Origin of the sequence: Terriglobus albidus (genome assembly GCF_025685425.1) — a bacterium.
GTDB lineage: Bacteria > Acidobacteriota > Terriglobia > Terriglobales > Acidobacteriaceae > Terriglobus > Terriglobus albidus.
This window is the reverse complement of sequence record NZ_JAGTAS010000056.1, coordinates 421901-442715: the sequence shown is the minus strand read 5'-3', so window position 1 is coordinate 442715 and position 20815 is coordinate 421901. Positions and strand designations below refer to the sequence as shown.

The following is a 20815-nucleotide window of genomic DNA, read 5'->3' as shown; positions in this document are numbered from 1 at the left end:
GACGAGGGACTGGATGGAGACCGCACTTAATAACCTGGATGCAGTAGAGCTCGAACAGCGGATACAGCGATTCCACGCCGTGCGCGATGGCATTCTGACGCAGGTCCGCAAGGTGATCGTCGGGCAGGATGAGGTTCTGGATCAGATTCTCACCGCTCTCTTTGTCGGCGGCCATTGCCTTCTCACAGGTATGCCGGGCACGGCCAAGACACTGATGGTGAGGGCCATCGCGGAAGCGCTGGGACTCTCATTCAAGCGCATTCAATTTACGCCGGACCTCATGCCATCAGACATTACCGGGACCGACATCATTGAAGAGAATCCCGCAACCGGACATCGAACCTGGACCTTTGTACCCGGACCGATCTTCGGCAATATCGTGCTGGCTGACGAGATCAATCGAACCCCGCCCAAGACCCAGGCAGCACTTCTGGAGGCGATGCAGGAACGCTCCTGCACGGTCCGCGGACATATCTACCCACTGCCCTCTCCCTTCTTTGTGCTTGCCACCCAGAACCCGATCGAGCTCGAAGGCACATATCCCCTTCCTGAAGCGCAGCTTGACCGTTTCCTCTTCAACACGGTGTTGGATTATCTCTCAGCCGACGACGAGGTAAAGGTCGTCGACATGACCACCGCCACCTTAAATCCAATCATCGATGTGGTTACCTCGGCTGACGAGCTTCTGGATCTGCAACAGCTCGTCCGCATGGTGCCAATTGCGGAGTCGCTGGCCCGGTGGGCTGTCAATATGGTGCGGGCGACTCGCTTCAAGAGTGACAACGCTCCGGACTTTGTAAAAAAGTATGTCAACTATGGCGGAAGTGTCCGCGCGGCACAGTTCCTCGTGTTAGCGGCGAAAGCACGCGCCCTGGCGCATAAGCGGTACCACGTCACCTATGACGATCTGAAGGCTCTGGCAGTGCCGGTGCTCCGTCATCGCATTCTGCTTAACTTCCATGCGGAGAGCGAGCGCATCGATACGGATGAGATTCTGCGGCGCCTGATCGCCCATCTTCCCGCACCAAAGGATATCTGATGCAGCGATTCCTCGATCCCGCGATTCTGGCAAGCATCGGCAATCTTGAATTGCTGGCCCGCACGGTGGTGGACGGCTTTGTCGCCGGTCTGCACCGCTCTGCCGACTTCGGCTTCAGCCAGGAGTTTGCCGAGTATCGCGCCTACACGCCGGGAGAGGATCCGCGCCATATCGACTGGAATCTCTTTGCACGTACGGAACGTACCTATCTGAAGCGCTATCGCGGCGAGACCAATAGCCAGGTGACCGTGCTTATGGATGCCAGCAACTCCATGAAGTACACCTCGCACGCCGTCAATAAGATGGATTACACCCGCTACGCCGCCGCGGCGCTCATGTACATGGCGATCAAGTATCAGCGCGACGCGGCCGGCATTGTCGTCTTTGATGATGACGTTCGAGACTCGGTACGGCCTTCGACGCGGCAGGGGCAGCTCTATCGAGTGCTGGCAGCCCTGGATCGCGCCGAACCGGCAGCGCGAACGAACTTTGCCAACCCGATGCGCCATGCCCATGAGCTGCTGCGCCGGCGCGGTATGGTGATGGTCTTCTCAGATTTCTTTGGCGATCCGGAAGAGATGGTGGAGGCAATTGAACCGCTTCGCTATCACGGCAGCGAGGTCACGCTTTTCCAGGTACTCGATCCGAAAGAGATCAAGCCGGAGCTCCGTGGACCCTCCGTACTGGAAGACATGGAGACCGGTCAGGTGATGGAGGTTATTCCTGACTACGCGAAGAATGAGTATCGCCGCCGCCTGCAGGCTCACCTTGCGGCGATCGAAGCACGTGCTCGTGCCGCTGGCATGGACTACCGTCTCTTGGTTACCGATCAGCCGCTGGATGCCACATTGCAGGCATACCTCTCTCTGAGAAAGGCGGTGGCTGCCTGATGGGATTCCTTGCGCCATGGTTTCTTGCCGGAGCACTCGCCATAGGCCTGCCGGTCTATGTGCATCTGTTGCGCCGCCACAAATCCATTCCGCTTCCCTTTAGCTCGCTGATGTTCTTCGAGCGCGGCACACAGAGCTCTACCAGGCACCGCCGCCTGAAGTATCTGCTGCTTTTCACGCTTCGCACTCTGATCGTCTTGCTGCTTGCGCTGGCTTTTGCCTCGCCCTTTATTCGAAGACCCGCTTCCAAGGCCCATGACAGGCTTCTGCTGCTGGTCATCGATCGCTCGCTCAGCATGCGTAGCGGTACGCAGTTTGCCGAAGCGAAGCAGCAGGCGCTCAATACGCTGAGTGGACGGCATCCGGGCCAGAAGGCGCAGGTGATGGCTCTGGGTGGCCAGCTCGAAGCATTGACACAGCCGATCGAAGATAATGAAACGCTGCGTTCGGCTATCAACGGACTTCAGCCCGGCGACGGCCACTCCAACTTCGGTGACCTCGGCCGCGGGATACGTGCGCTGGATGAAGCAAACCCTACGCCCATCGATCTTCATCTCTTCAGCGATATGCAACGGTCCAGCGTCCCCGGCAACTTCGCAGAGATGGTGCTGCCGGAGAGCACGAAACTTATCCTGCATCCGACAACCAATCGCACCGAAGAGAATTTCAGCGTCGTGAATGTGGACGCTCCCTCGCAAATAGCCGATACGAAGACCGCTCGCGTTCGCGCTGTTGTTGCCGGCTACAACAGTAAAGCTGCCACGAAGAAGGTCTCCTTAGTCATCGACGGCAGGACGGTCACCACGAAGACCGTAAATCTTGCAGAGAACGGTACGGCCACAGTTGAGTTCACTGGCCTGGATGTTCCCTACGGCCTTAGCCGCTGCGCCGTTGCGATTGAAGGTAGCGATGCACTTCCTTCGGATGACCAGTGGCGTTTCGCCGTACGTCGCAGCGATCCTGAGCACATCCTGCTGGTTCGCCCGGCGAACGACACACGCTCGCCGCTATACGTCAGTGCCGCGATCGCGTCTGCCAGCAAGGGAGCCTACCTGCTGCAGCCGATGAGTTCCGATGCTGTCACGGAATCCGATCCGACGAAGTATGCTTACGTCATCCTTTCGGATGTTCCTTCTCTGCCGATCGCCTTTGAGAACGCTTTGAAGAAATACATTCAGGGTGGCGGGAATGTGCTGATGGCGATCGGCACAAACGCCGGACGCCAGGGCAAGCTTCCGCTGCTCGGCACCGGTGCCGGGCAGCCGCACCTCTATACGCGAGAAGGCGATCCGATGGGTGTTGGTGATCTTGACCACACGCACGCAGTACTGCGTGAAACCACCGGTTGGACCGACGCACACTTCTCATTTGCCGCCAATGTCGATACGAATGGTATGCGCATTCTCGCAAAGCTGACGGATGGCACACCGCTGCTTATGGACAAGCAGCTAGGTGAAGGACATGTCCTCATCCTCGCCTCGGGCTTCGATAACCTGACGAACGATCTTCCACTCTCGCCGGCCTTCGTTCCGTTCCTGGATCTGGCGACACGTTATCTCTCCGGGACAGAACGTCTGAGCGGAGCCCGGTTGGTGGATGAATTCGTTCCTCTGCGCTCAGCTACGACCGGAAACGGACCGGGAACGAGTGTGGACGTCATTGCGCCCGACGGCCGCCGTCCCCTGACACTGGCCGAGGCGGCCACCGCGCAGACACTGCGGCTCAGCTCCGCAGGCTTCTATCAAGTGCGATTTGCAAACGGGCGCGACGGGCTGATCGGCGTAAATGCCGACACACGTGAGAGTAACCTCGAAATCCTTCCGCCCGATGTGCAACAACTCTGGGCGGGCAGCGCCAACGGCAATGGCGGAAGCACCGCCGGCGCCGCGCAAAATGACACCGTACGCGTCAGCTTATGGTGGTACGCTATGCTCGTCCTCTTCCTGGTGGCTCTGGCGGAGTCCATCGTGGCCGGGCAGTACCTGGGTACGCAAAGGGAGGAAGCATGAGCCGTCAACAACAGCTCAACGCCTATATCGACAGCGTCGAACGCCGGCTTCGGCTGGCAGCTACCCTGCGCGGTTCGGCCGTGATTGCGGCCACCGCCCTGATTGTGACTGTCGTCGCCGTGCTGATTCTGAATGCCTATGCTTTTCCGTTGCGCAGCCTTACCCTGGCACGCCTGGCCATGCTGCTGGCGATCATAGTCGCCGCGACCATCGCATTGGTGATCCCGCTGCTCCGGCTCACACGCGCGGCCAGTGTGAAACAAGCGGAACGCGCCTTCCCGGCCTTCGATGATCGCTTGCTCACCTTCTCTGAGCGGCACGAGAAACAGTCAGGCCCATTTCTTGAACTACTTGCAGGAGACACCCTCGCCGTTGCCGAGACGGCCAGTCCACACGACCTGGTGCCACAGCGCACCTTTTATGTACTGATGGCCGGGGGTGTGGTTTCACTCGGCATCCTGCTGTGGATGATCGCCGCCGGTCCTGGCTACCTCGGCTACGGTGCTTCGCTTCTTTGGACCGGCCCGAAGAAGGATGTTCCGCCGCTCTATGACATCCGCGTAAGTCCTGGCAACGCTGCCTTGCGGCGCAATACCGACCAGCTTGTTACCGCGCAGATCACCGGCGTGCAAACCGACAAGGTGCGGCTCTTTGCCCGTTACCAGAGTGCAGGACGCTGGGAACCTGTTCCTATGAAGCCGCTGGAAGGAGCTCCGGGCTATCAGTTCCTCTTCACTGCTCTGCCCGAGAATGTGGAGTACTACGTAACTGCCGGTCCGCTGACCAGCACCCACTACACCCTTCGTGTTGTAGACATGCCGCAGATCACCGCCATCAAGGTGACTTACAACTATCCCAAATGGACCGGCATGAAGCCGCAGGTGGATGATCACGGCGGCGACCTGCGCGCTATTGAAGGTACCGAAGCCGAACTTGAGATCCACACGGACCGGCCGTTACACGACGGGCTTCTCGCTCTCGACGATGGCACAACATTGAAGCTCAGCGGCGGCCAGCCCAATACCTACACAACCACGCTGAAGATGCAGAAGGACGGCGCTTATCATATCGCCGGTATCGACCAGGGCCAACCTGTACGTCTGACAGAGGACTACTTCGTCGCAACCAACAAGGCTGAGCCTCCAACGATTGCGATCGAGAAACCTTCCAACGATTACCGCGCCAGTCCGATTGAAGAGGTCACCGTCAAGGTAAAGGGCTCGGCGGAGTTTGGCCTGAATGCCATGGCTTTGCACTACTCCGTCAACGGCGGTGCAGAGCAGACCGTTCCCATGCTGAAAGCTCCGGGACTGCGTCAGGCGGATGGTTCGCAGATGCTGAGTCTTGAGAGCTTCAAGATGCAGCCGGGCGACGTCATCAGTCTCTACGCTACTGCCCGCGATGGACACGCTGAATCGAAGACCGAGATCAGCTTCATCCAGGCCGATCCATTTGAGCGCGAATTCTCGCAATCGCAGGCCGGCGGAGGTGGTGGTGGGGGTGGCGGCGGACGACAGGACCAGGGCGAGATATCCCGCCGCGAGAAAGAGTTGATTGCGCAGACGTGGAAGCAACAGAACGACAAGAAGGCCACGCAGAAATCCGGAGAGGATCAGGCGAAGTTTTTATCGGATGTGCAGAGCAAATTGCGTCAGCAGGTGGATGCTCTCTCCAGCCGCCTCGACAGCCGCGACATGACGGCTATGAACGAGAGCTTCAACTCCTTCGAGAAGGACATGCAGGAAGCCTCGAAGGCGATGATTCCCGCGACGGATAAGCTGCGCCAGATGCAGTGGAAGGAAGCCATCGCCAATGAGCAGAAGGCGCTGCAGTATCTGCTGCGTGCCGAGGCGACCTTCCGTCAGATTCAGGTCGCCTTTGGGCAGCGTGGTGGAGGCGGTGGCGGAGGTGGATCCATGGGACGCGACCTGGCCACGCTGCTTGATCTCGAGCTCGATACCGCAAAGAACCAGTACGAGAGCGCGCAGACAGGATCTCCACAGGAAGAGAAAGAGAAGAAGATCGACGATGCGCTGCAGAAGCTTGATGCTCTAGCACGGCGCCAGGAAGAGCTGGCACAGCAGCAGCGCAACAATCCGCAACAGAGCTTCCAGGAGCGCTGGCAGCAGGAGATGTTGCGGCGCGAGGCCGAACAACTGCAGAAGCAGATGGAGCAGCTCACCCAGAACCAGAACGGACAGCAGGGTCAGCAGAATGGACAGCAATCAGGCCAACAAGGAAGCCAGTCCGGTTCGCAATCCAGCTCTTCTCAATCCGGATCACAATCAGGTTCCCGCTCCGCTTCGGCATCCGGCTCTTCCGGAAGCCAGCCCGGCAATCAACGTGGGGATGATCCCCGTGTGCAACAGGCGCTCGATCGCCTACGCCGTGCCAACGATGAGATGAAGCGGGCTGCCAGTCCGCAGGCCGGCCAGCCGAACTCACAGCAAGCAGCGAATGAGGCAGCACGGCGCGCCGCGGAGTCTCTCCGCCAGGCAACCGGTCTTATGGGAGGCGCACAACAACAGCAGGCCAGCGGTAAGCTCGATGGCCTTTCGCAGGAGGCTGACCGCATTGCGAAGGAAGAACGCAACCAGGCCGATCGTATCCGTCAGTTTGTCGACGAGCAGAACCGGAAGGGTCCGGCAACCACGATGCAGGAGATGGTGGACCGATCCAATGCGCGGAACCGTATCGCTGACGATCGTCAGAAGCTCTCGGAGGATTTCTCTCGGCTGCAGAACAATCTTCGCAATACGGCTCGCCAGCTTGCGCCGACGCAGCCAGGAGTCTCCGGCAAACTGCGCGATGCTCTCAACGCTGCCGATCAGGATGGTCTGGACAACCGTGTTCAGCGCACAGCAGATTGGCTGCGCCGCGGCATCAATCCTGAATCAAACGGTACCGAAGAAGGGATTCGCGCCGGCATCGACAAGCTGAGCCAGCAGGTTCGCCAGGCCGCGAATGGTATCGGCAGCGGGAATGATGCCCGGCAGCAACAGCGGCAGAACTCGGGCGATCAGACGGCGGCTCTCAGTGCACTGGACCGTTTCCGCAGCCGCATCGAATCGCTCAACCGTGGCAATGGTCAACAGCCCGGTAATAACCAGCAGCGTGGACAGAGTGGCCAACCCAACGGTCAGAATGGTAGCCGCAATGGGCAAGGACAGGGACAACAACAAGGCCAGCAGGCCGGAAACGGTCAACAACCGGGAGGGCAGCAAGGCGGCAATCAACGCGGTGGCGGACAGCAGCAGATGGCCGGCAATGGCGGTGGCGGCGGCCGGGCCGAAGCAGCGGGAGGGGGTCTCAACAATGGTCTGAGCAACGATTTGGGCAACACCATAAACCGAGGTGGCGGCTATGACAACGGCACCGTATGGGGCAATGTGAATACCGGCAACAACCAGTTCGATCGCTCGCGTCGCGCTGTCGACCCTGGCAATCCCAACAATCCGGCTGATATGCAGCAGATCATCTCGCAAGGCATTCGCGATCTCAATAACCTGCGACAGGCTGCCGGTAACGATCCGCAGGCGAAGAAAGATATCGAAGAGCTGCAGCGCCAGATGCAGAACCTCGATCCACGTCGCTTCCCGGGTAATCCGCAGATGGTGGAGCACATGAGCGCCGAGGTTCTGGCGCAGGCCGACAAGCTCGAGCTGCGGTTACGTCAGAATGGAGCGCTCGATCAGGGGCAGGTGCGGAGTCCCAAGCCAAAGTCAGCGGCTCCGGCGTACCAGGATGCTGTCGCCGACTACTATCGGCGGCTCAGCAAGACACCGCAGTAACAACTAAAGCCTTTTCCCTGTAGGTGTAGAGGAGGGCTTCTGCATCTATGGGCGTTTTCCGCAATGAAAACGCCGCCGCACGCCTCTTGCGGGCTACCAAGTAACAGGGAAAACGCTCTACACTCAGGCTTGATGCCGCAATTGATCATCAACGCCGACGACTTCGGTCAGGCGCCTGGAATCTGCCGTGCCATCGCCGAGCTGCATGATGCCGGCGCATTGACCTCCGCAACCCTGATGGCCGGTGGTGTTGCCTTCGATGAGGCCGTATCCATCGCGAAGCAACGCCCGAACCTGGGAATCGGGTGCCACATCGTTCTTCTCGACGGTCAGCCGATGTTGTCGCCGGGTGAGGTTGCTTCCCTGCTTGGTCCCGATGGCCGCAGCTTCCGGCCGACACTTGGCAGCTTTGTATGGGCTTTGGCCGCGGGCAAAGTACGAGAGGAAGAGATCGAGCGTGAGGCGGCTACCCAGATCCGCAGGCTTCAGGACGCCGGTATTACTGTGACTCACGTCGACACGCACAAACATACGCACATGTTTCCCTCGGTCCTGCGGCCGGTACTTGCGGCGGCAAAAGCCTGCGGGGTTCATAGGGTTCGGAATTCCTTCGAACAGCCGTGGAGCCTTCAGGCCTCACAGGCCGATGCTCTACGCGAGCTTGAGGTGCGTGGCCTGCGCGCGCGCTTTCTTTCCCGCTTTCGCAGGCAAGCTCAACAGAACCATGTCTTCGCTCCCGATGGTTGCATTGGCGTTGCGGCTACGGGCCGGGTCAACGCTCCCATGATCGAAGCCTGGATGAAGGCTATGCCGTCCGGCGTCTGGGAGATTGCCTGTCATCCCGGTTACCGTGACAGCGTTCTCGCTTCGCAACGTACGCGCCTGCAGGCATCGCGCGAGGAAGAGCTGCGTGGTCTTCTGGCCATACTTCCCCGCATCCAAACCCTTCGCCCGGACATCGAACTCACACACTTCGGCAACATCGCCGTCCGGTAAGGAAATGAGTCGTCCATGAAGATCGGTATTACCTGTTATCCCACCTATGGCGGCAGTGGCGTCGTCGCGACGGAACTCGGTATCGAACTCGCAGCCCGTGGGCACGAGATTCATTTCATCACCTACGCGGAGCCCTTCCGCCTGACCGACCGTGAGACCAACATCCGCTATCACGAGGTTCCGGTCACCAACTATCCGCTCTTCCAGTTCCCTCCGTATGATCTGGCGTTGGCCACGCGTATGGCAGAGGTGGCGGAGTTCTACCAGCTCGATCTATTGCATGTGCACTATGCCATTCCACATTCGGTCTGTGCGCTGCTGGCGCGGCAGATGCTGGCTGCTCGCGGAATCAGGCTGCCGTTCATCACCACGCTGCACGGGACTGATATCACGCTCGTCGGACAGGATCACTCCTTTCTGCCAATCACCAAGTTCGGCATCGAACAGTCTGACGGCATTACGTCGATCTCGCAGCATCTGAAAGAAGAGACAGAACGCGCCTTCTCGATCACGCGTCCCATCGAGGTCATCCGCAACTTCGTCAATTGCGACGTCTACACGCGTCGCCCCGAGGTCTACGAACGAAACAGGCAGAAGTATGCTGCTCCGGAAGAAGCTCTGTTCGTCCATCTCTCAAACTTTCGTCCGGTGAAGCGTGCTACCGATGTGGTCCACACCTTTGCCAAGGTCACAAGGCAGCTACCGGCGCGACTCATGCTGATCGGCGATGGGCCCGACACCAGCGAGGCCGAGCGGCTTGCGGTGAGCTACGGCATCAAGAACCGCATCCACTTCCTCGGCAAGCAGAACAGCGTGGAGAACCTGCTGTCGCTGGCAGACCTGATGCTGATGCCCTCCCAGATGGAGTCCTTCGGCCTGGCTGCGCTGGAGGCGATGGCCTGCAGCGTCCCGGCAATCGCGACTCGCGTCGGCGGCGTACCGGAACTGATCGACGACGGCGTCACCGGCATGCTCTTCCCGGTAGGAGACACAGATGGTATGGCTGCCGCTGCTATCGACTTGCTGACCCATAAAGACCGGCTGGCAGAGATGTCGCGTGCGGCCAGGCAGACCGCCCAGAAGCGCTTCTGCACTTCCAACATCATTCCCCTGTACGAACGCTACTATCAGAGCGTTCTGGCACAGCCGGCGCTGTAAGGAAGCGCAGGATGTGATACCTTCAGAGATGTTGCACCCCCGCAACGGAGAGATGGCCGAGTGGCTGAAGGCGCACGCTTGGAAAGCGTGTATACCGCAAGGTATCCAGGGTTCGAATCCCTGTCTCTCCGCCATCCTTCCCCTCAATAATTTAGAGCATTTTCCCTGTTGCTAGGTATCCCGGAAGAGGCGTGCAGCGGCGTTTTCATTGCGGAAAACGCCCATAGAGGCGGATGCTCTGGGCTACACCTACAGGGAAAACGCTCTAACTATCCCGCACTCTTGACGAAGACAATCTCTGGACGGTGAAAACTATCGTATCCACCGCAGTTCGATGTATGCAGTGTTTTGCAATGTTCAATAACGCCCTGGCTCGCCTTCACGATTTCTCGCCCGCAAATTATCAAAACAAATAACTTACAGGTGCACTGGCAATTTGGTTCACAAATTGCATAAGCTTATGCGCCATGGCAAGGCGGTCTTTGTACCCTGACCAGAACGACGAACGGCGCTAAGGAGGGAGCTGTGACTTCGGATCTCAAGATCAGGGGGAGCTTCGCGATTGCTGCCGCTCTCCTCTTCGCAGTGATATGCGTTGTCTTGGTCGCACCGCTGCTCCGTGGTTTTACTACCGTGCCACGAGTCGTGGTTGCCAGCCCTTACGCCGGCGAGGTAGGTGTCGAGCCCCAGGAACCGATCACATTAGCCTTCAATAAGCCGATGTCACCCGAAACGATACTTCCGGGGACCTTCAGCTTGCGTGATGAACAGGGCAGGAGCATTCCGGCGACGGTCTCTTACGACGATGCAACAAACAAGGCCGTTCTCACGCCCCTCGCCGCATTGAGCCAGGGTTCCACCTATGAGGTAACACTGCGGGGAGGCAAACAAGGCCTCCTCGATCAGCACAATCGTTCCCTGGCGGGAGACATGAAATGGCGGTTCACGACCGGCGTTGCGGCTGCCGGATCGCCGGAACAAGGGCCAGACGGCCCCATCCTGCTTGTCACCAGTAAGGCAAATGGCTTCAGCCAATACTATGCGGAGATTCTTCGCAATGAAGGATTGAATGAGTTTGACGTCGAAGACATAACGCAGCTTTCCGCACAGGAACTCGCCAGCCATGACATCGTGCTTCTGGGGGAAATGCCTGTCGATACGAGCCAGATCCAGATATTGGCCGGCTGGGTGCGAAGCGGTGGAACACTGATCGCAATGCGGCCATCCCGAAAACTTGCGGAGAGCTTCGGGTTTAATCCGCCAACTTCCGAAGCGGACAAGGCAGTTCAGCATGGCGGTTATTTGCGCATCAACTCGAAGACTCCAGCGGGCGCCGGGTTGATTCAGCAGGCGATCCAGTTCCATGGCGACGCCGATCTATTCACTGCTGATAAAACGACCGTATTTGCCACGTTGTATACGGATGCCAAAACTGCGACTCAATTCCCCGCGGTCAGTTCTGTAACGCTTGGCGCCGGCAATGTCATCGTGTTTAGCTACGATCTGGCAAAGTCCGTTGTCTATACGCGCCAGGGTAATCCCGAGTGGTCGGCACATGAACGAGATGGTATCCCGCCGATACGGTCAGATGACCTGTTTTATGGGGCGAACGAAAAGGATCCCCAACCAGATTGGGTGGCCCGAGAAGTGATTGCGATTCCGCAAGCGGACATACAACAACGGCTGCTGGCCAACTTGATCATCACCTTTAATGCGAACAAAACACCGCTTCCGCATTTCTGGTATTTGCCCCGCGGTCTCAAGGCCGTCATCGTTATGACCGGGGACGATCATGGACATGGAGGAACGGCGGGACGCTTCCGTAACTATCAACGCAAAAGCGCCAGCAACTGTTCACTCGAAAAATGGGAGTGCATCCGTGCGACCTCGCATATTTTTGTCGGATCAATCTCTTCGAAACAAGCTGACGACTTCGTGAAGCAGGGATTCGAGATCGGATTGCACGTTTATACAGCATGCACAGATTGGCCGGCCCATCAGGTTCGAGAGAGCGACGGTGTTGTAAGACGAGAAATCGATCGCGAATTTGTAAACGATCTCTATTTGCAGCAACTTCAGGGTTTTGCCGCAAAGTATCCCAATGTTCCGCCTCCTGTCAGCAACCGGACTGATTGCATCACCTGGGGCGATTACGATACGCAGCCACAAGTAGAGTTGAACCACAGGATTCGGCTCGATACGAACTACTACTACTGGCCCCCGAAGTGGGTCAAAGATACGCCGGGGTTATTTACCGGCTCTGGGTTCCCGATGCGCTTTGCCCGCCGTGATGGGAGCGTGATTGATGTCTATCAAGCTGCCACCCAGATGACAGACGAATCAAAACAGAGCTATCCATTCACGATTGATACGCTCCTCGCGAATGCGCTGGGAAGCGAGGAGTACTTCGGCGTATTCACCGCCAATATGCATAACGATGAGGTAAAGTCTCCCGGCGCTGACGCCATCATCTCATCAGCACAAAAACATCACGTCCCGATCATTACTGCTGCACAGCTATTGAAATGGCTTGACGGACGGAATGCTTCCCGGTTTCGGGATCTCAAATGGTCAAACTGCCAGCTTTCTTTTTCAATCGACGTGGGAATCGGAGGAAGTGGCATCGAAGCAATGCTACCGATCCACTCCTCCGCCGGTGATTTGACTACCATTTCGCTCAATGGAGCGACCGTCCAGTGGCAAAAGCGAACTGTAGCAGGCCTTTCTTATGCGGTTGTGCAGGCGGCGCCGGGAACCTTCCAGGTGAATTACGGGCATTCGGCGGCAAATTGGATTGCGAGCCGTTGAAGTTCGGCAGGTATTCCTAAAAGATCCTGCAAACCATCTCGGCTAAGCCGAGATATGGGACACCCGCCCGTGGCACCCGTACGGGTGCGGATCTCTATCTGAAAAGCTTTGCATTAGAGCATTTTCCCTGTTGCTGGTATCCCGGAAGGGGACGTGCAGCGGTGTTTTCATTGCGGAAAACGCCCATAGATGCGGAAGCCCGACATACACCTACAAGAAAAATCCTCTACCGGCAGCGGTACGCTTTTCGGTGTGCCTCGATGACTGGAACGTTTCTTTTGACTGGTAAACAGCCCAGCCGGGAAAACGCTCTTGCAAAATGCAGACGACGTCAGAACCCTTATTAGTCTTCGCAGACTCAGGCTTCTCTCCTGGCAACCGAGCAGAAAGCCGCATGACGAAGAACAGGGACATGAACAGCGATGCGAATATCTTTGCTGCGATGGTGACAACGCCATTGACAGCGTAATCCACTACGAGCGGGGGTCTTGACGACGTACGGGGGGAAGATGCGGGCTTACCCATCTGAAGATTCCTAACCAAGGCAATTACAACAGTTGTTAGCCGGTCTTTAAACCGTAGCCTGAATCGGTGCTGCCAACAGCAAGGCCCGGCCATCAGACTTTAGTCCCCGGCCCAAAATGGGACCGATCTGTAGTTTGCCGCAGATTGTCGAACGTGATCTGCCAGGCACCGGACAAAAGAACCAGGATTTTATTGTTGCATGGTAGAAATCGGCACCTCCCATTCGACGTTTAGATAGAACGGCCAATTTGGCTGAAATCAATCACAGGAGAAGAGCAAATGCGTTTCATGATGATCGTGATCCCCAAGGGCTATCAAAATGCAGCTTCAGACGCGGTCCCAAGCGCCGAAGCAGTGGCCAAGATGATGGAGTACAACAGGAGTTTGCAGAGGGCCGGCGTACTGCTTGCTCTCGATGGGCTTCTACCCCCTTCGACCGGTGCACGTATTTCTTACACCGACGGCAAAGCTACGGTTACAGATGGGCCGTTCGCCGAGGCGAAAGAGGTCGTTGGAGGCTATTGGATCATTCAGGTGCGCTCGCGGGAAGAAGCCATTGAATGGGCAAAACGCGCACCGATGTCAGACAACGAGATCATCGAGGTCCGTCAGATTCAAGAGATCAACGATTTCCCCGAGGATGTTCGGAAAGCAGCAGAGGGCTTCGAAAATCTGACGAAGGCCTAGAACGTCAACATGACGAGACACGATTGAGGCGGTGTGGAGGATCGAATCCACCCGCCTTATCACGGGATGTTACCGCGACGGGGTCTTGCAGAGGGATTAGACAGACTCACTCGTAGACCTCCCAGGGTCTAAAGGTGTGCTCATGCCGTTCCATATCCACCTTCTCGCCAATAAAGCGGACGCCTTCCAGTTTGAGGCGTGAGCGCTGCTCCCTTGCGGCATCTCCATGCAGCTTGATCGCGCCTTCGGCGCCAAGCACACGGTGCCACGGCAGATTATCTGGCGGATCCGTCCGTAGAAGCCGCGCCACGGCACGATGGTAACGTGGATAGCCGGCCGCCGCGGCGACTCTGCCATACGTGCTGACCTTGCCAGGAGGAATAGAGAGAATCATCAGCCAAACGCGCGGTCGCGCTGCTCTTCCGGACGCGATGCGTCCCGCAGCAATCTCTTCTTAGTCTGCTGCACCGAGAGCTGATCGATGCCAGAGAGTCTTGTTGTCGTCGATCTCCGAATTGCTTTCCTATCAGCACGCACATTCATTCGGGTTGTGTGGTCCGGATTGGTGCCCCATATCTCGGCATGGCCGAGATGTGGGTTTTGCAGGAATGTAGTGTAGTATCTACTCCCACATCTGGCGATGATACCGTCAGATATGGGGCATCCAGGCACCCAGGATATCGACATCCAGATATCAGGTATTCACCTGTCAATGGAACCTTCGAAATAGCCGGCCGTAAGGGTCGGGTACCGAACCTAGCAAACGCCCGTCTCATTCTGCTAAGTATCTTATTTACTTTGAGATAGATAGCAATCACCGAGCATATTCTCGAATTTAATTGACTTGCCTTCCACAGCCGGAAAGGGCGAATATAAGGCGAAGAATATGCCGCTCGCCTCCACAATTCGACTGCAGGTTGAGTCAGCTCTTGCACGGAAGATTCCCTCAGCTTTGACGCCGGCTCCCAGGCTTATCCGGCCGCAGATACCCACGGGCCTGGCTGAGTTGGATGAGTTGTCAGGAGGAGGGCTTCCCCTGGGCGCTTTAACGGAGTTGGTCGGCGCTGAATGTACCGGACGAACTTCAGTGGCTCTCTCATTCCTGGCGCAAGTGACCGAGGCAAACAAGGTGTGCGCCTGGGTCGACTCGGCCAATGCCTTCGATCCTGCCTCTGCTGCTGCCATCGGAGTGGACTTAGACCGCTTGCTGTGGATCCGTTGTGCTGATGTTGCAGAGGCCTCAACGAAGACCACAAAGGCAGTAACGTTGCCTCAGAAGTACTTCATCCCTGGCTCTCCAAAAAAGGGGCTGCATGGCGGTGGATTCGGTCCTCATCCCAGAACGGAGATCCGCGGGCTCTCCGAAGCAATGGCCGGACTTTTCACAGGAGAGACTCCATTGCCCAAACCTGTTGAGCCATCTGCGACAAAGAGAAATCGCCTGGCTTCAGGCGAATCTATCCCTTCAATTCCCTTCACGCGCAGAAAGCGCCGCGCGAGGCACTACGACGCAATTGAGCGCGCTCTTCGCACCACAGATCTGCTCTTGCAGACTGGAGGTTTCAGCGCCATTGTTCTTGATCTTGCAGGTATCGCGCCGCAATACGTGGCGCGCATTGAGCTATCGACGTGGCATCGCTATCGTGTAGCTGCGGAAAAGACGCAAGCCTGCATTCTGCTTTTGACTCAGTATCCCTGCGCGAAGAGTGGCTCGGAACTGCAACTACGTCTACTGGAAGCCGAACCGATTCTTGAAGCCCACACGGTCTTCAGTGGGATGCGGCCGCGCATCGAGATCGTGCGTCAACGCTTCCTGCAAGCGGCAAGCAATGTCGTGTCAATGCGCAAACCTCCGCAAGCGGCCCGCACTGCTTCCTGGCAGAGCCGCACTCCATGGGCAGGTGCACAATGAACTCCGGTGAGTTGTATGCCTGTCTCCTGGTAAGAGAGTTCCCTGCGCAGGCGCTGCTACGCCTGCGGCCTGAGCTGCGCGAGAAGCCATGCGTGATTCTGGATGGCGAGCCACCGGCTGAAACGGTGTGCTCGTTAAATACCAGGGCCCGGTTATTGGGCGTGCAACGTGGAATGACGAAGGTCGAAGTGGATACCTTCGGAAGCATCACCATTCTGCCCCGCTCCAGATCTGTCGAAGCGGCGGCGAAGACCGCGCTTCTGGAGTGTGCTGGAGCCCATTCTCCGCGCGTTGAACTACAGGAAGAGGAGAATGTCTTTCTCTGCTGCCTGGATATCACCGGGACCGAAGCACTTTTTGGCCCTCCTGAAGTTCTTGCGAAGACTCTGCGACAGCGAGTGGCATTGCTTGGTCTCTCCGCCCAGGTTGCGGTAAGCGGAAACTTCCATGCGAGCATTCTGCTCGCGAAGGGGCTCCCTGCCAGAACAGCGATTGTCGTTGTCCCATCCGGCGCAGAATCAATGGCATTGGCTCCCCTGTCCTTATCGGTTTTAGCCATCTCGGAAGCACATGCTGAGACACTGTCTCGGTGGGGTATCCGTACCCTTGGCATGTTGGCGGCGCTGCCGCGGACAGACCTCATTGCCCGTTTGGGACAGGATGGCAAACGCCTGCAGCAGATGGCTACCGGAACCATGCCTCATCTCTTCCAGCCTATCGATGTTCCGTTTGTACTTGAAGAAACAGCGGAGCTGGACTATCCGCTCGACAATCTCGAATCTCTGCTTTTTGGCGTTGCCGTTATGCTGGAACAGCTCATCGTCCGCGCGGCCATGCGTGTCTATGCACTCGCAGCGGTAACGGTCGAACTCCATCTGGACGGGGGAGGAACACACTGCCGCACTGTCTCTCCTCGCGTTCCTACCAACGATAGACATCTGTGGTTGAAGCTGCTTCATCTCGATCTTGAAGCTCACCCCGCAGGTGCTCCCATCTCAAAGGTCTGTCTTCACGCCGAACCGGGAGTTACCAGCAAAGTTCAACTCGGATTGTTCTCTCCACAGCTTCCTGAGTCAGGCCGGCTGGATGTCACGCTCGCGCGCATTGCGGCGCTGGTCGGTGACGACAACGTAGGCCGTGCTGTACTCGATGACACACATACTTCTCCTGGTTTCCATATGGAGCCATTTGCTGTTCCTTCAGGCAGTTCGACCACAAAGGTTTCCCGCACCGCATATGGTTGCCTTCGGCGCGTATGCCCGCCGGAACGGCTCAGCATCACACTCGATTGCGGCAGACCATCAGGCTTTTTCTTTCGCGGACATCGCTATACGGTTCGGCATGCCTATGGACCGTGGCTTGCGGGCGGCGAATGGTGGAATGAACGGATCTGGGGACAGGAGCAATGGGATCTGATTGCACAAGGCGATGACGAAACGACATTGTATGGATGCGTGCATCAGGATTTTGTCCAAAAATCCTGGCTTCTTGTAGGGCTTTATGACTAGCGGTTATGTGGAACTCCATGCTGCAAGTGCCTTTTCCTTTCTCGAAGGCGGATCTTTGCCGGAGACAATAGCGAAGCGCGCCTTCGAAGTCGATATGCCGGCAATGGCATTGCTCGATCGAAACGGATTCTATGGATCGGCGCGCTTTCACAAGATTGCAGGCGAGAATCATATCCATGCACATGTCGGAGCTGAGGTCTCATCGGCCGCTTTCGGACAACGGCTCGCACCTCCAACCTGGCTGCCACATCAACATCGTTCGGAACCGGCTCGGCTGCCTTTGCTGTGCGAGACACGTCAGGGTTATCAAAATCTCTGCCAGCTCATTACGCGGTTCAAAATGCGTGAGAAGAAGAAACAGGAAGGCACGGCTACACTATCCGATTTGGAAGAGCATGCCGCAGGTCTTATCTGTCTTACAGGCGGCGATGAAGGGCCGCTGGCTTCAGCCTTACAGCGAGGAGGAGAAGAGGCCGGCCGGGATCTTGTCGAAAGACTGGTTCATCTCTTCGGACAAAGCAATGTTTATGTTGAGCTGCAGCGCCATTGTGAACGCGAGGAAGAGTGGCGTAACCAGGCCGCCATCCGCATTGCGCACTCGCTGAAGCTTCCTATTCTCGCGACGAATGGCGTACGGTACGCAACCAGGCAGGATCGCGAGATCCTGGATCTATTTACCGCGATTCGCAATCATACGGAGCTGGACAGGGCAGGACGCCTGCTCTCCATCAACAATCAACGTTATATTCGCGATGCGAAGCAGATGTCGGCGCTGTTTCGCGATATCCCCGGTGCGGTTGAAAACACGCTTGAGCTGTCCTCCCGTCTGACGTTCCAGCTTTCAGATCTCGGCTATGAGTTCCCTCGTTATCCGGTCCCTGAGGGTGAGACGATGGACAGCTTTCTTCGCAAGCGGGTCGATGAAGGCGTGACCTGCCGCTATGGGCCAAAGCGCAATAAAGAGCTGCTGGAGCGGGCGAAGAAGCAAGTTGATCATGAATTAAAGCTCATTGCGAAGCTGGGTTTCGCCGGCTACTTCCTCATTGTCTGGGACATCATTCGGTTCTGCAAAAAGAACGATATTTTGATCCAGGGACGTGGCAGTGCGGCAAACTCTGCCGTCTGCTATGCCCTTGAAATAACGGCCATCGACCCAGTTGGCATGGATCTGCTTTTTGAGCGGTTTCTCTCGGAAAGCCGTGGTGAGTGGCCGGACATCGATCTGGACCTGCCATCAGAGGAAAAGCGCGAACAGGCAATTCAATACATCTACCACCAATATGGCGAGCTTGGCGCCGCCATGACAGCGAATGTCATCACTTATCGCGGTAAATCCGCAACGCGTGAGGTCGGAAAGGCGTTGGGATTCGATGCGGAGTCCTTGCAACGGCTCTCTTCTATTGTGGCGAACTTTGAGTGGAAGGGGCCGACGGACACGATGGCGCATTCCTTCCGGAATGCAGGGTTCGATCTTCGCCATCCTCGCATCGCAAAATATCTGGAACTCTGTATGCGCATTCAGGACTTGCCGCGTCACCTTGGACAACACTCGGGTGGGATGGTGATTTGCCAGGGACAACTGGACCATATTGTTCCGCTGGAGCGAGCCTCAATGCCTGGCCGGACCGTTGTGCAATGGGATAAGGAAGACTGCGCCGAGCTTGGCATCATCAAGGTAGACCTACTCGGGCTGGGCATGATGGCCGTTTTGAAAGACTGTCTGGAACTGATTCCAGAACACTATGGAGAGCAGGTAGACCTGGCACAACTTCCAGAAGACGATGAAGTCTATCGCACGCTGCGGCGCGCAGACACAGTAGGCATGTTTCAGATAGAGAGCCGTGCACAGATGGCATCGCTCCCGCGCAACAACCCGGAGAAGTTCTATGACCTTGTTGTACAGGTCGCAATCATTCGTCCCGGACCGATCGTCGGAAAGATGATGCATCCGTATATGCGGAGGCGGCAGAAGCAAGAGGAAGTTACTTATCCGCATCCGTCGCTGGAGTCCACACTTAAGCGCACACTGGGGGTTCCACTCTTTCAGGAACAACTTCTGCGCATGGCGATGGTGGTCGCCAACTTCACGGGAGCTGAGGCCGAGGAGTTACGCCGTGCTGTCGGGATGCGCCGGTCATGGGAGCGCATGAAGAATCTCGAAGGAAGGTTACGTTCAGGCATGACCGCTAACGGCATCGACGCAAAGACACAGGACGATATCGTTCAGCACATCAGCTCGTTCGCCTTATATGGATTTCCCGAATCCCATGCAGCCAGCTTCGCTCTGATCGCCTACGCATCCGCTTATTTCAAGGTTAAATACCTGGCCGCGTTTACCTGCGCCATTCTCAATTGCCAGCCGATGGGCTTTTACATGCCTGCTGTCCTTGTAAAGGATGCACAACGGCACGGGCTACGCGTTAAACCCATTGACGTTCAACGATCACAATGGGCCTGCACCATTGAACATGAAGAGGATGGGATACTGTCGTTGCGCCTGGGACTCGGCTATGCCAAGGGATTCAGAAAACAGACCGCCGAAACGCTCGTCATGGAGAGAACGGAACGAGGCTTATTTCATTCTGTCGATGACCTTATAGCACGAGTTGGAATGATCAATCGGAAAGAACTGACCCTCCTTTCAAGCGTGGGGGCTTTGAACGTTCTTGACGGGGTGCAGCATAGACGCGATGCTCTTTGGCAGGTAGAACGCGCAGGACGGCCGGAAGGTCCACTGTTTTCACAGGTATCTGCGTTGCGCGAGGAAGATCCTTCCTCCCCGCTGAACAGGATGACGACAGAAGAGAGGCTGATGGCGGATTATGCGGGCACCGGCCTTACGGTCGGTCAGCATCCAATGGCTTACCGGCGGCAGGAACTTCATCGTCGCAACATTCTTTCCGCGGAAGAACTCAGGCACTACCACCACGGAGATTTCGTAAAGGCTGCAGGTTGTGTTATTGCGCGTCAACGCCCCGGCACAGCACATGGATTCGTCTTTTTGTCGATGGAAGATGAGACAGGTATTTCCAATGTGATTGTGACACCTGACCTCTTCGAGAGAGAACGTCTTATCGTCACAAGAAGCAAATTTGTTTTCGTTGAAGGTCTGCTCCAAAATCAGGACGGCGTGATTCACGTCAAAGCTACCCGGATACGAACGCTGAACGATTTGTCACTGGAGGTTCGATCACATGACTTCCACTAGCGCACGAGTAGGAGGAGTTCGTAAAGAAGTAGATGCTCAAAAGCTTGGTCCGGCGCTCTTGATTGCGTCGAGCCTTGTACTCGCAATTCGTACAGCCCGTTGGCCTGCAACCTCCGATGAGGGTTTAGCCAATGTGGATTGGCAAAAAGAGGTGGAGCATAGCGGGCATATAGCAAAAGCCATGTTGAGCCACCTGATCTCCCGCTATCCAAGCCTATTCCTTTTGAAGGATGTTCCCTGGTATGTCCCTACGGATGACGATGTCCCGGAATAAGCCTGCATCT

At 56.9% G+C, this 20815-nt stretch carries 13 protein-coding genes and 1 tRNA gene; 13 read left to right on the top strand and 1 reads right to left on the bottom strand.

Annotated elements, in window-relative coordinates; all coding sequences use genetic code 11:
* Nucleotides 1–13 precede the first annotated feature (13 nt).
* The 9 genes from OHL21_RS16305 (at nt 14) to OHL21_RS16265 (ending at nt 13903) form a co-directional block, all read left to right on the top strand.
* Nucleotides 14–1039, top strand: coding sequence for an AAA family ATPase (locus tag OHL21_RS16305; protein ID WP_263418338.1), 1026 nt, complete (start codon nt 14–16; stop codon nt 1037–1039).
* A complete protein-coding gene (locus OHL21_RS16300; RefSeq protein WP_263418337.1) occupies nt 1039–1929 on the top strand; it encodes a DUF58 domain-containing protein in 891 nt (296 codons plus the stop codon). The genes OHL21_RS16305 and OHL21_RS16300 overlap by 1 nt, the downstream gene beginning before the upstream one ends.
* A complete protein-coding gene (locus OHL21_RS16295) occupies nt 1929–3938 on the top strand; it encodes a vWA domain-containing protein (protein ID WP_263418336.1) in 2010 nt (669 codons plus the stop codon). The genes OHL21_RS16300 and OHL21_RS16295 overlap by 1 nt, the downstream gene beginning before the upstream one ends.
* A complete protein-coding gene (locus tag OHL21_RS16290; protein WP_263418335.1) occupies nt 3935–7729 on the top strand; it encodes a DUF4175 family protein in 3795 nt (1264 codons plus the stop codon). The genes OHL21_RS16295 and OHL21_RS16290 overlap by 4 nt, the downstream gene beginning before the upstream one ends.
* 132 nt (nt 7730–7861) lie before the next feature.
* Nucleotides 7862–8725: a ChbG/HpnK family deacetylase gene (locus OHL21_RS16285; RefSeq protein ID WP_263418334.1), complete on the top strand. Its 864-nt coding sequence runs from the start codon at nt 7862–7864 to the stop codon at nt 8723–8725.
* Nucleotides 8726–8740: 15 nt separating this feature from the next.
* Nucleotides 8741–9883, top strand: a complete 1143-nt coding sequence (gene bshA, locus OHL21_RS16280) for an N-acetyl-alpha-D-glucosaminyl L-malate synthase BshA (RefSeq protein WP_263418333.1) — start codon at nt 8741–8743, stop codon at nt 9881–9883.
* Between the two features lie 46 nt (nt 9884–9929).
* A tRNA-Ser gene (locus tag OHL21_RS16275) sits at nt 9930–10017 on the top strand.
* Between the two features lie 391 nt (nt 10018–10408).
* Nucleotides 10409–12691, top strand: a complete 2283-nt coding sequence (locus OHL21_RS16270; RefSeq protein WP_263418332.1) for an Ig-like domain-containing protein — start codon at nt 10409–10411, stop codon at nt 12689–12691.
* A gap of 804 nt (nt 12692–13495) precedes the next feature.
* Nucleotides 13496–13903, top strand: coding sequence for a YciI family protein (locus tag OHL21_RS16265; protein WP_263418331.1), 408 nt, complete (start codon nt 13496–13498; stop codon nt 13901–13903).
* A 106-nt stretch (nt 13904–14009) separates the two neighbouring features.
* On the opposite strand, the gene OHL21_RS16260 is transcribed toward OHL21_RS16265, so the two are convergent.
* Nucleotides 14010–14297, bottom strand: a complete 288-nt coding sequence (locus OHL21_RS16260; RefSeq protein ID WP_263418330.1) for an MGMT family protein — start codon at nt 14295–14297, stop codon at nt 14010–14012.
* A 492-nt stretch (nt 14298–14789) separates the two neighbouring features.
* On the opposite strand from OHL21_RS16260, the gene OHL21_RS16255 reads away from it, so the two are divergent.
* The 4 genes from OHL21_RS16255 to OHL21_RS16240 are packed head-to-tail and all read left to right on the top strand — an operon-like array spanning nt 14790 to nt 20805.
* Nucleotides 14790–15815 carry a P-loop NTPase family protein gene (locus OHL21_RS16255; RefSeq protein ID WP_263418329.1) on the top strand — a complete coding sequence of 342 codons (1026 nt, stop codon included), beginning with the start codon at nt 14790–14792 and terminating at the stop codon, nt 15813–15815.
* Complete coding sequence (locus tag OHL21_RS16250) at nt 15797–17323, top strand: DNA polymerase Y family protein (protein WP_263418328.1); 1527 nt, start codon at nt 15797–15799, stop codon at nt 17321–17323. The genes OHL21_RS16255 and OHL21_RS16250 overlap by 19 nt, the downstream gene beginning before the upstream one ends.
* Entirely contained in the window at nt 17316–20531 is a 3216-nt protein-coding gene (locus OHL21_RS16245) for a DNA polymerase III subunit alpha (RefSeq protein WP_263418327.1), read from the top strand. Before OHL21_RS16250 ends, OHL21_RS16245 begins: the two co-directional genes overlap by 8 nt.
* Complete coding sequence (locus tag OHL21_RS16240) at nt 20518–20805, top strand: hypothetical protein (RefSeq protein WP_263418326.1); 288 nt, start codon at nt 20518–20520, stop codon at nt 20803–20805. The genes OHL21_RS16245 and OHL21_RS16240 overlap by 14 nt, the downstream gene beginning before the upstream one ends.
* Nucleotides 20806–20815 lie beyond the last annotated feature (10 nt).